Here is a 16,499-nt window from a genome sequence, read left to right on the forward strand (position 1 = left end):
CCCGGCCGCGACGTATGTCACCCCCAGAGGTTCAGAATTGGCCGGAATAAACATCAAGACCCTCAACGCGACCACCCCAGCGCATTTCCGCTTATGACGAATATCAAGCTGAGTTATTTCCTCCTGATCGCCGTCATTACCGGGCTCTGGCTCGCGGCCGATCCCATTCTCTCGGTACCCTACGAATTTTTCGCCCTGCGGGCGTCGCTCGTCAACTTCACCGGAATCATCGCGATCGGCATGATGAGCGTCGGGATCATGCTGGCCCTGCGGCCGGTCGGCATCGAACCCTTCGTGGGCGGTCTCGACAAGACCTATCGGCTGCACAAATGGCTCGGCGTCACGGGTTTCACCTTCGCTATTTCTTCAAGACGCACCGCGTGCTGGCGATCCTTTATCTGTTGCTGGTGGTGCACTGCGTGGTGTTGATGAAATTTACCTACTGGGGCGAGGCCATCGCTCCGCTGCTGGCGATCCTGATGACCGGGGGCACGGTCGCGGCCTTCATCTCCCTGTTCAGGAGGGTAGGAGCGCGCCGTCGCGCGGTGGCGGTCATCGAAGAGATTGTGCATCACAGCGACAATCGCGTGCTCAAGGTCTCGCTCAAGCTGACCGACCGCTGGCCCGGACACGAGGCCGGGCAGTTTGCCTTCGTTACCTTGAGCCATTTGCGCTGTGCCCAGATGTTGTGGTTACAAGGACCCCGCAGACACTAGATGATGCGGTTTTTTCGTCACAGCGCAAATGCCTCACCTTCGACCAGCGCGAGGGACCACACCCCTTCACGATCTCATCCGCGTGGCATGACGATGGAAAACTCTTCTTTCTCATCAAGGGCATCGGCGATTACACCAGAACCCTTCCCAATACTCTAAAAGTCGGCGATCTCGTCAAGGTGGAAAGGCCCTACGGCTGTTTCGATTTCCGCGGCAGTAAGCAGCGCCAGATCTGGGTGGCCGGCGGCATCGGGATCACCCCCTTCATCGCCCGCATGGCGGCCTTGGAGCACGGCTCGGATGGTAAGTCAATCGATCTGTTCTACAGTACCAGCGCGCCCGACGAGGGCTTCATCGCCAAGGTGCGGGCACTCGCGCAGGCGGCACAGGTGCAGTTGCATCTTCTGGTGACCGCCAAGGATGGCAGGCTCGATGTGGAACATATCTGTCGAACGGTGCCGCAATGGCCAAGCGCCGATGTCTGGTTTTGCGGTCCAGCCGCCTTCAATCGGGCGATTCACCGGGATTTTAGCCTCAGAGGACTGGCGGCCAACGACTTTCATCAGGAACTGTTCGACCTGCGGTAACATTGGTCAGCGGGCCGCGCGACCCCGGCCAATCACGCCTATGATCAGCATCTACGGGTCCTCGCGGGGGTGAGGCGATGACGGTCGATCCGCTCGGGGACAGCGCCGTACTGGTCGAGTTCGGCGCGGCCCCGGAGGCGGCATTGCGCCCGGCCATCGTTGGATTTTGCGCGGCGGTGCAGGCGCGGGCCTGGCCTTTCGTGCATGACCTGGTGCCGGGCGTCCAGAGTGTCTGCATCCATTATGACCCCGTGCGCCTCGCCGCGAGCGGCTGGACGGCGCCGTCCTGGTGCGCCGCGCTGGCGGCCCTGGACGCGGCGCCGGCCACGCCGTCCGCGGCCCGCCTGCATCAGCTGCCGATCTGCTATGAGGCCGGGTTCGGCCTGGACCTGGAGCGGGTGGCAGGGCAGTTGGGTCTCTCGGTGGACGCGGTGATCGAGCGGCACGCGGCGGCGCTGTACCAGGTCGTGATGATCGGCTTCGCGCCCGGCTTTCCCTATCTGGCGGGCCTGCCGCAGGCCCTGCAAGTGCCGCGGCGGGCCAGCCCGCGCAGCGCGGTACCGGCCGGCAGTGTCGCCATCGCCCTGGACCTGTGCGGCATCTATCCGGTGCAATTGCCGGGCGGCTGGCATGTAGTGGGGCGGACCCCGGTGCGCCTGTTCGACCCGAATCGCGACCCGCCCAGCCTCCTGCGGGCGGGGGATCAGGTAAGATTCACGCCGGTTGATCGACGCGGCTTCGAGGCCCTGTGCACCGTTTGATGATCCTGCGCGGCGGGCAGCTCTCCAGCGTCCAAGACGCCGGCCGTCCGGGTTTTCAGGCCCTGGGCGTCACCCCCGGGGGCGCCCTGGATACCGTCGCGTTGCGCGTGGGCAACTGGCTGGTCGGCAATGCCGAGCACCAAGCGGCCATCGAGATCACCTGGGCGGGCCCGCGGATCGGCTGCACCGAGGATACCCTGATCGCGGCGACCGGTGCCGCCGCCGAGCTATCCTGCGCGGGGGTGCCGGTGCCGGGCTGGCGGCCGGTGTGGATCAGAAAGGGCGGCGTACTGGAGATCGGCCAGGTCACCGAGGGCGCGCGTCTGTATCTGTGTGTGCAGGGCGGGATCGACACGCCCGTGGTCCTGGGCGGGCTGGGTACCGACTTGCGCAATCGCTTCGGCGGGCACGCGGGGCGGGCACTGATCCGGGGCGATGTGCTGGCACTCGGGGCGCAGCAGGAGTCCTACCCGCGCTTACATGCGAGGCTTACCGACACGCACGGGGACTTCGCCGCGCCGCCCTGGCAGGTGTCGATGTGGCGCGACAGCGGCGTGCCGAGCGCCGCGCCGCTGCGGCTGCTGACCGGTCCACACCAGTCGCGGCTAGGTCCGAAGGACCAGGCGGCCCTGCATGGGGCGAGCTTTCGCGTGCTGCCGCAGTCCGACCGCCAGGCGTTGCGTCTGCAGGGGCCCGCCCTGACGCTCGGGTCCTGCCGGTACCCGTCGGCCGGGGTCTGCCGCGGGGTCATGCAACTGCCGCCGGACGGCAATCCCATCCTGCTCTTGGCGGACCATCAGACCACCGGGGGCTATCCGGTGATCGGGGTGACGGCCGGCGTCGAGGGCACCCGCCTGGCGCAACTGCGCCCCGGTGACGCGGTGCGCTTCGTCCCCTGCGGGCTCGCGCAGGCACAGCAACTGCTGCTGGAGCGCGAACGGCGGTTACTCATCATCAAACACGAACTGGCATGGCGCGCCGCACAGGGTTGAGGCCGGTGCCGCGCCCAGGAGCATCAATCGACCATGGACATCAATGCCGATCTCGGGGAGGGCGGCGGTCAGGACGCCGCGCTGATGCCGCTGATTGCACGCGCCAATATCGCCTGCGGCGGTCACGCGGGTGACGCTGCCCGCATGCGCGCGACGCTGCGGCTGGCCGAACGACACGGCATCCAGATCGGGGCGCACCCCGGCTATCCGGATCGCGCGCGCTTCGGGCGGACTGAGACCGGCGCTACCCCGGCGCAGATCGAGGCCGACTGCACCAGTCAACTGGAGGCGTTCCGGCGGGAGGCGCAGCGCTGCGGACTGGCCGTCGCCCATGTCAAGGCGCACGGCGCCCTCTATCACCGGTTGATGCAGGATCCGTCCGCCGCCGACGCCTTCCTGCGTGCCGTCCGCGCCGTGCTGGGCGGCGCTGCCGTGCTGGGGCTGCCCGGCAGCGTCTTGCAGGAGCGCGCCCGCCTGGCCGGGATCGGATTCATTGCGGAGCTGTTCGCCGACCGGCGCTATGAAGACGACGGCCAGTTGACCCTGCGCACGCTCCCGGACGCCGTGATCGCTACCCTTGACGAGGCACTCGCACAGGTGCTTTCGGTCCGCGACACCGGGCGGCTGCGCTCACGGACCGGACAGATGATCCAACTGCACGCACAAACGGTGTGCGTGCATGGCGATGGCGAACAGGCGTTGACCTTGGCGCGCGCCCTTCACCGCGTACTGCGCTGCGGGCCGCGTCGCGGGCGCGAACACCCAAATCACTTTGACATAAGGCAACAGACATGAGCGATTCTCCGGTCCGGCGCTCGCTGCCCGGCCAGCGTTGGGCAGGCATCGATCTGCTCGACTATAAGCCCAGCGGCAGCGCACCCTTCAAGGCCATCACCCGCCAGGTCCTGGTCGGCGACGAGACCCTCGCGGCGGAACTGCGCTACTTTGAGATCGCCGCCGGCGGTCACTCCACGCTGGAGCGGCACGCGCACGCCCACGCCGTCCTGGTACTGATCGGCCGCGGGGCCTGTCTGGTCGGCCAGGGGGTCCATCCATTGGGACCGCACGACCTGCTGCGGGTCCCGCCCTGGACCTGGCACCAACTGCGCGCCGACCCGGACGCGCCGCTGGGGTTTCTCTGCCTGGTCAACCGGGAGCGGGACCGGCCGGTCTTGCCCACCGCGCACGACCTGGAGGGACTGCGCGCCGACCCGGTGGCGGCGGCCTTCATGCGGGTGTGATACCGACAGGTTGCGCTGTCAAAGTACCAGGGGCCGATTCGGCAGTTCATTCGAGTGGGCGCCGGTCGCCGGGAAATGGGCCCGCAGTTGCGCAGCGATGTCGCGGACGCCTGTGCAGACGCCCGTCTCGAATTCGCCCCGGTGGAAGGCGTCGCCCATGTCGCGGCAGACTTGCGCCCAGGACTGCGGGCCGATCCTGGCGTTGATACCCCGGTCGGCAACGATCTCCACCCGTTGTTCGGCGAGCAAGAGATAGATCAGCACGCCGTTGTTTTGTTCGGTATCCCACAGGCGCTCGTCGCTGAAGACCTCCAGTGCCCGCGCCCGCGCGGTGGTACCGCGTACGAGTTGCAGCAGGTCGAGGTTGGCTTCGATGGCAACGCAGATCTCGCCGCTGTGGTGCCTTTCCGAGGCGGCGATTTCGTGTTCGATCCGATCCAGCACGGGGCGGGGAAAAAGCTGCCGCAGGCGCCAGGGAAAGTAGCAGAGGTGTTTCAAGAACCGACGCATCGTCTTCTCCTTACCAACTATCGGAGGCGCCGCCCCCGCCGCCGGAGCCGCCCCCGCCTCTGAAGCCCCCGCCCCCGCCCCCGCCGGAGCTGCCCCCGCCACTGAAGCCCCCGCCCCCGCTCCACCAGCCCCAATCGCTGGGGCGCTGCCGCCCCTTACCCCTCCTGCTCCCGCCCCTGCCCCTGCCTCTGCGACGGCCGAGCAGCACGATGAGGAAGGCGGCCATCGCACCGGCGCCGGCCAGGATCGAGGAGCCGACCGATAGCCACAGACCCAGGCCGACCACCGCACCAGCCGCCGCCGCGCCGAACAATTCGCCCAATAGCGCGCGCAACGCACCGGCGACAAACACCACGGCAAACACCAGCAACGCCAACAGGTCCTCGATCGAGGACCAGTCCGGTTCCTGCGCAGGCGGCGGCGGCAACGGCTCGCCGTCCACCAATCCGATCATGCGTCTAAGGCCCGCCGCGATCCCGCCGTAGAAATCGCCGCGCTTGAGGGCCGGCGTGATGTCCTCGACCATGATGCGCTTGGCCGTGGCGTCGGGGATCACGCCTTCCAGGCCGTACTGGGTTTCGATCCGCAGCCGGTGGTCATCCTTCGCCACCAACAGCAGCGCGCCGTCATCCACCCCCTTGCGTCCCAACTGCCACGCGTCCAAGACGCGGCGGGCGTATTGTTCGATGGTTTCGGGCTGAGTACCGGGCACGATCAGCACGGCGATCTGCGCCCCCTTGCGCGCCTGGAGCTCGGCAAGATCGTGTTCGATCGCCTGCTGCTGTTGCGCGGTGAGGGTCTGCGTGAGGTCGGTCAGGTGCGAGCGCAGCGGCGGCACGGCCACTTCGGCCTGCGTCGGCACCGCGGCGAGCGCCCACCACCATCCCCACAGGAGCAGGAGGCAACACCGACCGGGCAACCAGGGGCGCGGCATCGTCACTGCGCCGGGGCGGGCGCGCCGAACTCGACCCGGGGTGCACGCGAGATCGCGCCTTCGTTCTCGACCGTAAAGTTCGGCTTCAACCCCTGACCAAACAGCATCGCGGTGAGATTGGACGGGAACCGCCGCACCGTGGTGTTGTATTCCCGCACCGCCTTGATATAGCGATTGCGCGCGACGGTGATCCGGTTCTCGGTCCCTTCGAGTTGTGCCTGCAGCTCGCGGAACACGCCGTCGGCCTTGAGTTGCGGATAATTTTCAGCCACCACCAACAAGCGCGACAAGGCGCTGCCGAGCTCGCCCTGCGCCGCCTGGAATTGCTTGAAGGCGGCCGGATCCTTGATCAGCGCCGGCGTCATCGGCACCTGCCCGACCTGCGCCCGCGCCTGCGTCACCTGGGTGAGCACCTCTTGCTCATGTGCGGCATAGCCCTTCACCACATTCACCAGATTGGGCACCAGGTCGGCACGCCGTTGATATTGGTTGAGCACCTCCGACCAACTGGCCGTGATCTGCTCGTCCTGGGATTGTAATCGGTTGTAACCACAGGCGCTCAGTGACGCCAAGGTCAGAAATGCCAACACACCCGCCAATACGCGTCGCAGCATGGGGTCGTCCTCACTCGTGGTTTAGGGCAATGATCGATTCTATCGTTCCTGACCGGGCGACTCCAGATCCATAGCGCCGACCCCGCGGGGCTACCGGCCCCCGCACGCCGCCGATCGCGCGCGTGCGCAACCGCCCTTGGTGTGCGATGCTCGTCACACTCGGCGGCCCGGGGGGCTGCGAAAAACGGATACTGCCCATGACCGCAGCGACCATGACACCCTTCCCGCCCGGCTTCCTGTGGGGCGGGGCCACCGCCGCCAACCAACTGGAGGGCGCCTACGACGAGGGCGGCAAGGGCCTGTCGATCCAGGACGTGGCACCCAAGGGCATCGAGGGCCCGCGGACCGCGGCGCCGACCCCGGACAACCTCAAGCTGGTCGGGATCGACTTCTATCATCGGTATGCAGAGGATCTGGCCCTGTTCGCCGCGATGGGCTTCAAGGTCTTGCGCCTGTCGATCGCGTGGAGCCGGATCTTCCCGAACGGCGACGAGGAGACCCCCAACGAGGAGGGCCTGGCCTTCTACGACCGGGTGTTCGACGCCTGTGCCCGGCACGGCATCGCGCCGCTGGTGACCATCTCGCATTACGAGACCCCGCTGCACCTGTGCGAAAAGTACAACGGCTGGGTCAGCCGGGAGCTGATCGGCTTCTACGCGCGCTATGTGCGGGTCTTGTTCGAGCGCTACGGGTCCAAGGTGAAGTACTGGCTGACGTTCAACGAGATCAACTCGGTGCTGCACGAGCCCTTCCTGAGCGGGGCGATCAACACCCCGCGGGACCAGCTCGCCAAGTCCGACCTGTACCAGGCCGTCCACCACGAGCTGGTGGCCAGCGCCCTGGCCACCCGTATCGCCCATGAGCTGATCCCCGACGCCAAGGTCGGCTGCATGCTGGCGGCGCTGCCGACCTACCCGCTGACGCCGAACCCGGCCGACGTGGTGGCCGCGATGCAGGCCGACCACCGGAACCTGATGTTCGGCGATGTGCACACGCGCGGCGCCTACCCCGGGTACGCCTTGCGCTATTTCCGGGACAACGCCATTGTGCTTGACATCACGGACGCGGACCGCGAATGTCTGACCAACACCGTCGACTTCGTGTCGTTCAGCTACTACATGAGCGTCTGCGCCACCGCCGACCCCGCGTTGCAGATCCGCGGCGCGGGCAATATCCTGGGGGGCGTGCCCAACCCCACCTTGAAGGCCAGTGAGTGGGGCTGGCAGATCGACCCCGCCGGCCTGCGGATCATCTGCAACCAGTTCTGGGACCGCTGGGGCAAGCCCCTGTTCGTCGTAGAGAACGGTTTGGGCGCCAGGGATCGGTTGAGCACTGTCGCGGGGGTCAGGACCGTGCTCGACGACGACCGGATCGCCTACCTGCGTGACCATCTCGTCCAACTCGGCGAGGCCATCGCCGACGGCGTCGAAGTGCTCGGCTTCACCGCCTGGGGATGTATCGACCTGGTCAGCTTCACCACCGCCGAGATGAGCAAGCGCTATGGCTTCATCTATGTCGACCGCAACGACGACGGCACCGGCACCCTCGCGCGCTACAAGAAGAAGTCCTTCGACTGGTACACCGAGGTCATCGCCACCAACGGGGCCAGCCTGCGCCACGAGCGGTAAGATACGGTTCGCTAATGAGTTAAACAAGTCCATTAGGGTATGCTTGTCGCGTCGTTGTCGTAATCGAGGTTATCGTAGCAACCCGGATTTTCTCGGACGTCAAATTGCATCGCTTCTCCGATTACGACAACGACAACGACAACGACAACGATTGTACCCGTTGTTTCACATTTCTGACTTGCTACTAGGGCCCCTCACCCAGGTTGTCGCATGAACCGCGGAGCGCGTCATCGTGTCTTGGCCGAACCACCAGCTCCCGTCGCCTGCCGAGCGAGATGTGATTGCTGTCCCCATCGAACACATCTACCGCTCACCCCACCGCTCACTGGCACCGACGCCCGATCCCGCGGCGCTCGCCGCCTGGTTGGACAATCCGGCGCTGCGTGACCGGGTGCTGGTCCGTCCGCGCCGACTGGGCGGGTATGAACTGCTGATCGGGGAATTCTCCTGGCGCCTGGCGCAAGCCGCCCGGTTCGACACCTTACCAGCCCGGGTGTTGCAACCTGTCGACGATGGACTCGCACAGCAGTTGGCGGCGCTGGATGCCGATCAGGATACCGCGCGACTCCCAGGCACGACCGTGGGCGCCGGACATCTTCCCTGGTGCGGCAGGGCGAAGCTGGCGATCGCCCGCGCCATGCGCGTGTTGCGCACCGAGCAGCGCTGGTCGTTGACTGCCGCCGCTGAGTTGTTTGGGCTATCTCGGGCCGAAGGGGCCCATTATCTGCGTGTGTTGACGCTGCCCGCGCCGGTTCTCGATCTGATCGAGCAGGGCGCGCTATCGTTCGGCCAGGCGCGGGCACTCTCGCGGCTCACGGCATGGCCCGAACGGGCGCGTGTATTAGCTCACAAGGTGGCGGCGCTGCCGGGGACGCCGGCCCGTGCGCGGCGGCGACCCTACAGCGTTCGCGAGGTCGAACGACTCGTCGCGGAGATCCTCCGGCGAGAGGAAACGGTGGCTCAAGCCGGGGATGCCGGGATCGGTAAGCGCGCGGGTCTCACGGGCAGGATGGCGGGGCAGGTAAAGCACGCATCCGGCGATTTAGGACGAGCCGAGAGGCTCTTGACAGAGCGCTGCGGCTTTCCCGTTCAGATTGACTTCGACCCGCGCACGGGGCACGGTCGGGTCATGGTACGGTTTGCATCGGTTGACGAATTCCAGACCGTCGCAGAACTTCTGGCGCCTGGGATCGATTTTGAGGATGGTTGAGGACTCAGCGAAGGAATGATCTCTAGGCGGCGCAAGCGAACCTCAGCGCACCCAGGCGGCGTGTTCCCCGGCGCTTACCGCCGGCGGTAATAACTTTATCCTCGGAGATTTATCGATGAATACGTCAGCATTCCACCAAGTTCCGCTTCGTCGCGTGGTAACACTCTCCATGCTGCTGATGGCGTCTGCAGATCTATACGGCCGCTCAAGTCAGCCCTGGAGCGGCAACGACATGGACACCTATGCCGACGACCTCAAGGAACTGATTGAAGCGCTTGACCTGACGGGTGTCACGCTGATCGGCTTCTCCGCCGGTGGCGGCGAGGTGGCCCGCTACATCGGTCGCGCCGGGTGCTGTACACGGCAAAGCACCGTCAGCTCGTGGTGATGGCACTCAGACCCAAGACGGAATAATGCGCACGCTCATGGGCAAGAACAAGACGGCAGGTCAGGCTGAAACACCCGCAACGCAACCGGTCGCGGTCCGCAACGGTGATTCTCCACGAACGGCCTATCGCAGGTGGTGCCAGGCTTCGCTTTCTCGAACGATCCGCTGCTGTCGGACAATCGTCGTGATCGGCGCGGTGGCGCTTTCTGGTTGCAGTGAAGAAAAGCCGGGCGGATCGAGTCACAAGGAGGTCGGCAAGGCGTCTTGGTACGGACCAGGATTCGACGGCCGCCAAACCGCGAGCGGCGAACGATTCGATCAGAACGACATGACGGCGGCCCATCCGACATTGCCGATGGGGACCAAGGCGAAGGTGACCAACCTTGAGAATGGAAAAAGAGTCGAGGTAACGATTAATGATCGTGGACCCTTTGCCAAGGGTCGTGTGATCGACCTCTCGCATGAGGCTGCCGGCAAGCTGGAGATGGAAAAGGACGGCACCGTGCAGGTCAAGATAGAGACGACACCCGCGAAGAAATAGCGGTCGGCGTATGTCCATCCCGAGGGGCACTGTGTTAGCGTTGGATTTCTCCCTCCAGGCTGGCGCGATCACATGAGCAATTCAGTTTCTCCCCCGCCTCACCCAGAGCCTGGCCGCCTTGCGCGACCTCAGACGGCTGCCGCTCGGCGTGGCTGGATGCGTTGGCTGCCGGGGCTCCAGACCCTGCGCGAGTACGAGCTGGCCTGGTTGCGTCACGACCTCCTGGCGGGACTGGTGCTGACGACGATGCTGGTGCCCGTCGGTATCGCGTACGCCGTGGCATCCGGCGTGCCGGGGATCTATGGCCTCTACGCGACCATCGTTGCGCTGCTGGCCTATGCGCTGTTTGGCCCCAGCCGCATCCTGGTACTGGGACCGGATTCCGCGCTGGCCGCTGTCATCCTCGCCGTCGTCCTGCCGTTGTCCGGCGGCGACCCCCTGCGGGCGGTCGCGTTGGCCAGCATGATGGCGATCGTCTCCGGGACCCTGTGCATCCTCGCCGGTGCGGCACGCCTGGGATTCGTCACCGAACTCCTCTCCAAGCCGATCCGTTACGGGTACATGAACGGCATTGCGGCGACCGTCCTGATCAGCCAGCTACCGAAGCTGTTTGGCTTCTCGGCCGCGGGCGATGGTCCACTGGAGGGCACCCGGGCCTTCGTCGAGGCGGTGCTGGCCGGGAGCACGAACTGGACCGCGCTGCTGATCGGTGTGGGCACCCTGATGGTGATCTTTCTGCTCCGGGGCAGTCAGCGCGTGCCGGGGATACTGATTGCCGTGGTGGGCGCGACCCTCATCGTCGGGGTGCTCGACCTGGCGGCGAGCGCCAACCTGTCGGTCCTGGGCGCGCTCCCTCAAGGCCTGCCCGCGTTCGCCATCCCGTGGATCACCGATGATGACCTGGTGCCGGTGCTGATCGGGGGTGGCGCCGTCGCCCTGGTGTCGTTTGCCGACACCAGCGTGCTCTCGCGTACCTATGCCGCCCGCACCGGCACTGCCGTCGACCCCAATCAGGAGATGGTGGGGCTCGGCGCCGCCAACCTGGCCGCCGGGTTCTTTCAAGGCTTTCCGATCAGCAGCAGTACGTCGCGCACCCCGGTGGCCGAGGCCGCGGGCGCCAAAACCCAGTTGGCCGGGGTGGTTGGCGCACTCGCCGTGGCCCTGCTCCTGATCCTAGTCCCTGACCTGCTGCGCAATCTGCCCAGCAGTGCGCTCGCTGCCGTCGTGATCGCCTCGGCCATCGGCCTGATCGAGGTCGCCGACCTGCGTCGCATCTACCGCATCCAGCGTTGGGAGTTCTGGCTCTCCATCGGCTGCCTCGCCGGGGTGGTCGTCCTGGGTGCGATTCCAGGCATCGGCCTGGCGATCATGATTGCCGTCATCGAGTTTCTGTGGGATGGCTGGCGCCCCTACTGCGCGGTCCTGGGACGCGCCGAGGGCGTCAAGGGCTACCACGACATCACGCGCCATCCCGACGCGCGCCTCATCCCCGGCCTGGTCCTGTTCCGTTGGGATGCGCCCTTGTTCTTTGCCAACGCCGAGTGGTTCCAGGGCCGTGCGCTGGACGCGGTGGCGACCTCACCCACGCCGGTGCGCTGGCTGGTCGTGGCCGCGGAACCGGTCACCAGCGTCGACGTCACCGCCGCCGACATGCTGGCCGAATTGGACGAGACTTTGCACGCGGCGGGCATCAAGCTGTGCTTTGCCGAGATGAAGGACCCTGTTAAGGATAAACTGAAGCGATTCGGGGTGTTCGCGCGCCTTGGCGAAACGGCCTTCTTTCCGACCGTTGGTGCCGCCGTCAGCGGCTATCTCAGCACCTACCCGGTGGAATGGCTGGACTGGGAGGACCAGGGGTAGAGCGGCCGGGCCAAGACCCAGCTCGATGCCGCGCCGATACCTCCATGGACTGTCCAAGCAGTTCATAACGGCGCGTGGTATAAGGTTCGCTGCCACATGAGCGCGGCCTGCCCGCTGTCGTCGACCGGCACGGACATCGCCGGCCCGGTCAAGCACCGACTGCCGTCGATGCCGATCGCCATCTTCCCAGACCGATGAGCTGCGCCAGACCAGTGCGCAGATCGAGTGAGCAAAGACCGATGAACCCCGACCCAGCCGGCACCGCGGCCGCTGACTTGCCCCGCCAGGCGGAACCGCACCTGGTTCGGCAGCCGCCGGACACCACTGCCGTGCAGTCAGTTGGCGACCTCGAGCGCCTGGTGCATGAGCTGCAGGCTCGTCGGCGCGGGCTGGAGATCGAGAATGAGCAATTGCGGGAGTCGCGAGCGAATCTGGAAGCGGCGCTCGCGATGAACCTCGCTTCCAATGCGCTGGAATGTCGCGCGCTCGTGGTCGATGTCACCGAGCGCAAGCAGATGGAAGAGCGGCTACGGATCAGCGAGGAGCGCTACCGGCTGTTGGCCGAGACGGCCATCGATGTTATCTGGACGATGAATCTGGACGGCCGGTTTACCTTCGTCAGCCCCTCGGTGCAGCAATTACGGGGCTTTACGCCGGAGGAGGTATTGCAGCAATCATTTGAAGACATTTTTCCTCCCGCTTCGCTGGCCCTGGTCCATGAGCAGTTCGGTCGTTTTCTGGCTGAGTTCCATGCCGGAGCGCCAACGGGGACAATGCGGTTGGAACTCGAACACAAATGCAAAGACGGCTCCACCGTCTGGACCGATGTCATTGCCTGCCTGACGATCAGTGCCGACAGCACCTTTGTGGAAATCCTTGGCGTCACCCGCGACATCAGCGAGCGCAAGCAGGCGGAAGCAGCGCAGCGCGTGCGCCTGGCGGAACGTTCGCGGATGCAGGAGCGCGAGCAGCTGCTGCAGGACCTGCATGACGGATTTGCCTCTCAACTGGCCAGCGCTTGCCTGCGCAACGAGTACCGCGTACTCAACCGAGCCGAGGTGGGCGCGCTATTGCGCGAGTGTCTCGATGACCTCCATTTGGTCGTCGAAGCCCTGGGGCCCGAGGATCTGAGCCTGAACGACGCCATCGCCGATTATCGTTACCGCTGTGAGAGCCGCCTGTCTGGTCTCGGGATGCAGGTCGACTGGGTAATCGAGCTGTCGGCCTGCCCGCCGTTAGAGCGGCGGACGCTACTGAATATATTGCGTATCCTGCAGGAAAGCCTGAACAACGCGGTCAAGCACGCGCAGGCCCGGCAGATCCGGGTCGCCGCCTGTTGTCATCCGGATGGCCAGTTGCGGATCGCCGTCTGCGATGATGGCATCGGGCTGCCCGCCGTCCCGGCGGCGGGGCGCGGTCTGGCGAACATGCAGAGACGGGCACGCGACATTGGCGGCCGGCTCGCTTTCACCCCTCTGGCGCCTGGTACCAGCGTGTCCCTGACGCTGTCTCTGAGCCCAGCGCCCGTCTCGCCACGGGCTTAGTCGGAGGGCGCCGGCGGACAAGTGCGACCTCGCCCGAGGGAAGGTTACCCACCCTCAGATGAGCGGAAGTCCTGCGATCCAGCCGGGTTTGCGCAGGTTTGCAGAGACCGCCCGCGAGGCGTCTCGCCACGCCGATGACCGCGACCCCAGCGGCGCCGACGATCTCGCCCAGCAAATGGCGCGCGACGACTACGGTTCATCGCCGGCGGCGAAGCCGGCGGGTCTTTTCAACCATGCGGTGCGTGGAAAGGCTGTTGTTGAAGCGCACCACCTGTGCGAGCGGTACCCACAGCACCTGGTGGGATTCGTCGTTGCCGGGGATCGGCAGGTCGTCGTCCATCTCCACCAGGAAGCGGATGTCGATGTGCTCGTGGGCCGAGCCGTGTTCGCTCTCCGGGATGCTGTGGATGTCCACGTCGAACAGGGCGTCGTCCACCAGCCGGATGTGCGAGGGGTCGAGGCCCGTCTCCTCCGCGGTTTCGCGCAGCGAGACCCGCAGGATGTCGCCGTCTCCGTCCGCGTGTCCGCCGGGCTGGAACCATTGGTCGTGTTTGCGATGGTGCAGCAGCAGGACCCGCTCGCGGCTGGGATTGACCACCCAGGCCGAGCCGGTCACGTGGCCCGGCCACAGATCGCTGTGGAAGCAATCCTCGTGCGCGCGAATGAACCCCCGCGCCCGTGCCACATAGGCGGACTCCTCCATGAAGCGGGTCTGGTGCGCAGCGAGTCGTTTGAGCAGCGCGCGGCGGTGCATGGCGGCGAACCTCGCTGGTGCCGATGGGTTGGGGCAGGGACCTCAGGTGCCGGATGGGTTTTCGACGGCCGCGATGGCCGCGGCGGCGGCCTCGTCCACGTCGCCCTCGCGGCCGGACAGGATCAGGCGCCCGAAAGCGCCGACGGCGCGCACGTCGATCAGGGTGATGTTGGCGGCCTTCTCCGCCTGGTTGGCGGCATAGACGATGTACCCGGCGGGCTCGGTCTCGAGGATGAACATGCTCTGGCCCGGCAGGATCATGGAGCCCCGTCGGTCCTGGCGGTTGATCAGCACGCAGTGGTCCGGCGTCATGCCGCGGATCACCTCGTGCCAGGCGACGCGGCAGGGTTGACGGTCCTGGACGCGGGCCTTCAGCTTGGCGAGCACGGCCCGGCCGGCCTCGCGCACGTCGCTTTGGTCGCGCTGGTGGATCACCATGGAGCCAAAGGTGCGCTCGACGACCTGCTGGGCCAGATGGACGCGGGTCGCCTTCAGCGCCACATCGGTCAGCCGGTGGACCGCCATCCCGGGCGAGACCTCGACCCACAGACACGCATCCCCGGGTACCGGCAGAAAGCCCTGGGACACCGTCGCGATATAGGCGGCGAGCTGGGGCTGCAGCGAGTCGATATAGACGTAGGTTCTTAGGTTAATCATCCTGCGCTGCCGGCTTGGCGGTGGTCGATTGGGCGGCGAGCGTTGGCCACATCTTCTCCATGCGCTCGATGATCCCCGGTATGCTCTCGATCACGAACGCCAGAAAGGCCCGTGCGACCAGGGACAACTCCTTGCCCGTTGGATACACCAGATACCACCTGCGCATGATTGGAAAGCCCTCGACGTCCAAGAGGGCGACCGGTCCCTGCGTGCCATCCAAGGTCAGGGTGTGCAGCGACATCACGGACAGTCCGAGCCCACCCACGATGGCATGCTTGATGGCCTCGCTGCTGCCGAGTTCCATGCGCACCCGGGGCCGCAAGCCGTGCTGCTCAAAGACCCTCATCGTCGCGTCGCGCGTACCGGAGCCGGGCTCGCGCAGGATGAAGATCTCCTCGGCGATGCGGGTGAGTGGGATCGTCTTTTCCCCCACCAACGGGTGGTCGCGGGGGGCCATCACCACCAGTGGGTTCGGGGCAAAGGGGACCGCCTCGACCTCGACCTGATCGCCGTGGGTCTCGCCCAGGATGTAGAGATCGTCCTCGTTGGCGTTGATGCGATCCATGATGCGATCCCGGTTGGAGACCTTGAGTGCGACCTCGATCCCGGGATACCGCTTGCAGAACGCACCCAGTATCTCAGGCGCGAAATACTTGGCGGTGGTGATGACGCCGAGCCGCAGGCGCCCGCACTTGATACCCTTGAGGTCGGCCACCTTCATCTCCAGGTTCGATAAGATCTCGAAGATGGCGCGGCAGGCCTGATAGAGCTCGGCCCCGGCCTCGGTCGGCAGGACCTGACGCCCGGCGTTCTCCAGTAAGGGCAGTCCCAGGGCATCCGCCAGTTTCCGGGTCTGCATGGACACCGTGGGCTGGGACACGAAGAGCTCGTCCGCGGCACGGGTGAAGCTACCGAGCCGCACGATGGCTTCAAACACCTGGAGCTGGCGCAGACTGGCTTGCCGAATCAGGTAATTGGGCATCGCCGCCGGCGGCGTGTAAGTCGGATCTCGGTAGGGAGGCAAGGATAACTCTCCGGTGGGCGCATCGTGAGGCTGGGCGGCCTGATATCCCGGCTTGCGGAGCGGGGCTCAATCCGGCCAGATCCGCTCGACGGACCGATAGGGATCGACTGACTCGGCCTTTACCGTAAAAGTCGCGCCGGGAGCGCGCTCCACTTCTCCCTCTCCCTCAGGGAGAGGGCGGGGTGAGGGAACGGCCATGGCGCCCGCAACTTTCATCGTTCGCGGTGGCGCGGGCGCCATGGCCGTTAGCGTGGTCGTCCGTGCCGGCCCGAGGACCGCAACCGCGGGCGTGGTCGGCACGCGCGCCTGGGGCCGCGGGGCAGCGGAGTCGGCCTGGGGGGCAGTGGGCTCGCCCGCGGCGGCGGCGGTCTTGGTACGGCGTAGTGGTGCGACGGGCGTGTCGCCGGTGCGCTCGGTCGTGGTCATACCCTGAATGCCTCTTCGATTGGTTGGCGGTGCTTGCCGCTTCTCGTTCCCACGCTCCGGCGTGGGAATGCCGTGCGGGCGCTCCGCGTCCGGTCCTGGCACTGGACGCGGA

At 66.1% G+C, this 16,499-nt stretch carries 19 protein-coding genes; 13 read left to right on the forward strand and 6 right to left on the reverse strand.

Annotation, left to right across the window (positions count from 1 at the left end):
* Positions 1-93: 93 nt before the first annotated feature.
* The 7 genes from QZY48_RS18880 (at position 94) to QZY48_RS18910 (ending at position 4,297) form a co-directional block, all read left to right on the forward strand.
* On the forward strand, positions 94-429 hold the full coding sequence (locus tag QZY48_RS18880) for a ferric reductase-like transmembrane domain-containing protein (RefSeq protein ID WP_295434083.1): 336 nt from the start codon (positions 94-96) through the stop codon (positions 427-429).
* Positions 381-716, forward strand: coding sequence for a hypothetical protein (locus tag QZY48_RS18885; protein ID WP_295434085.1), 336 nt, complete (start codon positions 381-383; stop codon positions 714-716). Before QZY48_RS18880 ends, QZY48_RS18885 begins: the two co-directional genes overlap by 49 nt.
* Positions 689-1,303: a hypothetical protein gene (locus tag QZY48_RS18890; protein ID WP_295434087.1), complete on the forward strand. Its 615-nt coding sequence runs from the start codon at positions 689-691 to the stop codon at positions 1,301-1,303. The genes QZY48_RS18885 and QZY48_RS18890 overlap by 28 nt, the downstream gene beginning before the upstream one ends.
* 77 nt (positions 1,304-1,380) lie before the next feature.
* Positions 1,381-2,064, forward strand: coding sequence for a 5-oxoprolinase subunit PxpB (pxpB, locus tag QZY48_RS18895; protein ID WP_295434089.1), 684 nt, complete (start codon positions 1,381-1,383; stop codon positions 2,062-2,064).
* Positions 2,052-3,056 (forward strand): biotin-dependent carboxyltransferase family protein, encoded by a 1,005-nt coding sequence (locus QZY48_RS18900; protein ID WP_295434091.1) that lies wholly within the window; start codon positions 2,052-2,054, stop codon positions 3,054-3,056. Before pxpB ends, QZY48_RS18900 begins: the two co-directional genes overlap by 13 nt.
* Positions 3,057-3,089: 33 nt before the next feature.
* Positions 3,090-3,851, forward strand: coding sequence for a 5-oxoprolinase subunit PxpA (gene pxpA, locus QZY48_RS18905; RefSeq protein ID WP_295434093.1), 762 nt, complete (start codon positions 3,090-3,092; stop codon positions 3,849-3,851).
* Positions 3,848-4,297 carry a cupin domain-containing protein gene (locus tag QZY48_RS18910; RefSeq protein ID WP_295434095.1) on the forward strand — a complete coding sequence of 150 codons (450 nt, stop codon included), beginning with the start codon at positions 3,848-3,850 and terminating at the stop codon, positions 4,295-4,297. Before pxpA ends, QZY48_RS18910 begins: the two co-directional genes overlap by 4 nt.
* Positions 4,298-4,315: 18 nt before the next feature.
* Here the strand turns inward: QZY48_RS18910 and QZY48_RS18915 are convergent, their stop codons facing one another.
* From QZY48_RS18915 to QZY48_RS18925, 3 genes are read right to left on the reverse strand one after another with little or no spacing between them, the layout of a single operon-like run.
* The gene (locus tag QZY48_RS18915) at positions 4,316-4,807 is read right to left on the reverse strand and encodes a TPM domain-containing protein (protein ID WP_295434097.1); all 492 of its coding nucleotides are present in this window, start codon (positions 4,805-4,807) and stop codon (positions 4,316-4,318) included.
* A 10-nt stretch (positions 4,808-4,817) separates the two neighbouring features.
* Positions 4,818-5,741, reverse strand: a complete 924-nt coding sequence (locus tag QZY48_RS18920) for a TPM domain-containing protein (RefSeq protein ID WP_295434098.1) — start codon at positions 5,739-5,741, stop codon at positions 4,818-4,820.
* Between the two features lie 2 nt (positions 5,742-5,743).
* Positions 5,744-6,355 (reverse strand): LemA family protein, encoded by a 612-nt coding sequence (locus tag QZY48_RS18925; protein ID WP_295434101.1) that lies wholly within the window; start codon positions 6,353-6,355, stop codon positions 5,744-5,746.
* A 197-nt stretch (positions 6,356-6,552) separates the two neighbouring features.
* On the opposite strand from QZY48_RS18925, the gene QZY48_RS18930 reads away from it, so the two are divergent.
* From QZY48_RS18930 to QZY48_RS18955, 6 genes are all read left to right on the forward strand, one after another.
* On the forward strand, positions 6,553-7,983 hold the full coding sequence (locus tag QZY48_RS18930) for a glycoside hydrolase family 1 protein (RefSeq protein WP_295434103.1): 1,431 nt from the start codon (positions 6,553-6,555) through the stop codon (positions 7,981-7,983).
* 364 nt (positions 7,984-8,347) lie between these two features.
* Positions 8,348-9,193, forward strand: coding sequence for a hypothetical protein (locus QZY48_RS18935; protein ID WP_295434105.1), 846 nt, complete (start codon positions 8,348-8,350; stop codon positions 9,191-9,193).
* 115 nt (positions 9,194-9,308) lie between these two features.
* Entirely contained in the window at positions 9,309-9,581 is a 273-nt protein-coding gene (locus QZY48_RS18940) for an alpha/beta fold hydrolase (RefSeq protein WP_295434107.1), read from the forward strand.
* Positions 9,582-9,618: 37 nt separating this feature from the next.
* On the forward strand, positions 9,619-10,122 hold the full coding sequence (locus QZY48_RS18945; protein WP_295434108.1) for a septal ring lytic transglycosylase RlpA family protein: 504 nt from the start codon (positions 9,619-9,621) through the stop codon (positions 10,120-10,122).
* A 156-nt stretch (positions 10,123-10,278) separates the two neighbouring features.
* Entirely contained in the window at positions 10,279-11,982 is a 1,704-nt protein-coding gene (locus QZY48_RS18950) for a SulP family inorganic anion transporter (RefSeq protein WP_295434110.1), read from the forward strand.
* 239 nt (positions 11,983-12,221) lie between these two features.
* On the forward strand, positions 12,222-13,526 hold the full coding sequence (locus tag QZY48_RS18955; RefSeq protein WP_295434112.1) for a PAS domain S-box protein: 1,305 nt from the start codon (positions 12,222-12,224) through the stop codon (positions 13,524-13,526).
* Positions 13,527-13,722: 196 nt separating this feature from the next.
* Here the strand turns inward: QZY48_RS18955 and QZY48_RS18960 are convergent, their stop codons facing one another.
* The 3 genes from QZY48_RS18960 to QZY48_RS18970 are packed head-to-tail and all read right to left on the reverse strand — an operon-like array spanning position 13,723 to position 15,919.
* Positions 13,723-14,280, reverse strand: coding sequence for an NUDIX hydrolase (locus QZY48_RS18960; protein WP_295434114.1), 558 nt, complete (start codon positions 14,278-14,280; stop codon positions 13,723-13,725).
* Positions 14,281-14,322: 42 nt separating this feature from the next.
* Positions 14,323-14,937 carry a BMC domain-containing protein gene (locus QZY48_RS18965; RefSeq protein ID WP_295434116.1) on the reverse strand — a complete coding sequence of 205 codons (615 nt, stop codon included), beginning with the start codon at positions 14,935-14,937 and terminating at the stop codon, positions 14,323-14,325.
* On the reverse strand, positions 14,930-15,919 hold the full coding sequence (locus QZY48_RS18970; RefSeq protein WP_295434118.1) for a LysR family transcriptional regulator: 990 nt from the start codon (positions 15,917-15,919) through the stop codon (positions 14,930-14,932). The genes QZY48_RS18965 and QZY48_RS18970 overlap by 8 nt, the downstream gene beginning before the upstream one ends.
* Positions 15,920-16,499: the final 580 nt, after the last annotated feature.

Source organism: uncultured Thiodictyon sp. (assembly GCF_903828115.1).
Lineage (GTDB): Bacteria > Pseudomonadota > Gammaproteobacteria > Chromatiales > Chromatiaceae > Thiodictyon.

Excerpts from the sequence above, each read along its gene's own strand:
- QZY48_RS18950 (WP_295434110.1), top strand. The coding sequence starts at position 10,279 with ATGCGTTGGCTGCCGGGGCTCCAGACCCTGCGCGAGTACGAGCTGGCC.
- QZY48_RS18915 (WP_295434097.1), bottom strand. The coding sequence starts at position 4,807 with ATGCGTCGGTTCTTGAAACACCTCTGCTACTTTCCCTGGCGCCTGCGG.
- QZY48_RS18920 (WP_295434098.1), bottom strand. The coding sequence starts at position 5,741 with ATGCCGCGCCCCTGGTTGCCCGGTCGGTGTTGCCTCCTGCTCCTGTGG.
- pxpB (WP_295434089.1), top strand. The coding sequence starts at position 1,381 with ATGACGGTCGATCCGCTCGGGGACAGCGCCGTACTGGTCGAGTTCGGC.
- QZY48_RS18940 (WP_295434107.1), top strand. The coding sequence starts at position 9,309 with ATGAATACGTCAGCATTCCACCAAGTTCCGCTTCGTCGCGTGGTAACA.
- QZY48_RS18960 (WP_295434114.1), bottom strand. The coding sequence starts at position 14,280 with ATGCACCGCCGCGCGCTGCTCAAACGACTCGCTGCGCACCAGACCCGC.
- QZY48_RS18880 (WP_295434083.1), top strand. The coding sequence starts at position 94 with ATGACGAATATCAAGCTGAGTTATTTCCTCCTGATCGCCGTCATTACC.
- QZY48_RS18910 (WP_295434095.1), top strand. The coding sequence starts at position 3,848 with ATGAGCGATTCTCCGGTCCGGCGCTCGCTGCCCGGCCAGCGTTGGGCA.
- QZY48_RS18925 (WP_295434101.1), bottom strand. The coding sequence starts at position 6,355 with ATGCTGCGACGCGTATTGGCGGGTGTGTTGGCATTTCTGACCTTGGCG.
- QZY48_RS18930 (WP_295434103.1), top strand. The coding sequence starts at position 6,553 with ATGACCGCAGCGACCATGACACCCTTCCCGCCCGGCTTCCTGTGGGGC.
- QZY48_RS18970 (WP_295434118.1), bottom strand. The coding sequence starts at position 15,919 with ATGCCCAATTACCTGATTCGGCAAGCCAGTCTGCGCCAGCTCCAGGTG.
- QZY48_RS18955 (WP_295434112.1), top strand. The coding sequence starts at position 12,222 with ATGAACCCCGACCCAGCCGGCACCGCGGCCGCTGACTTGCCCCGCCAG.
- pxpA (WP_295434093.1), top strand. The coding sequence starts at position 3,090 with ATGGACATCAATGCCGATCTCGGGGAGGGCGGCGGTCAGGACGCCGCG.
- QZY48_RS18965 (WP_295434116.1), bottom strand. The coding sequence starts at position 14,937 with ATGATTAACCTAAGAACCTACGTCTATATCGACTCGCTGCAGCCCCAG.
- QZY48_RS18945 (WP_295434108.1), top strand. The coding sequence starts at position 9,619 with ATGGGCAAGAACAAGACGGCAGGTCAGGCTGAAACACCCGCAACGCAA.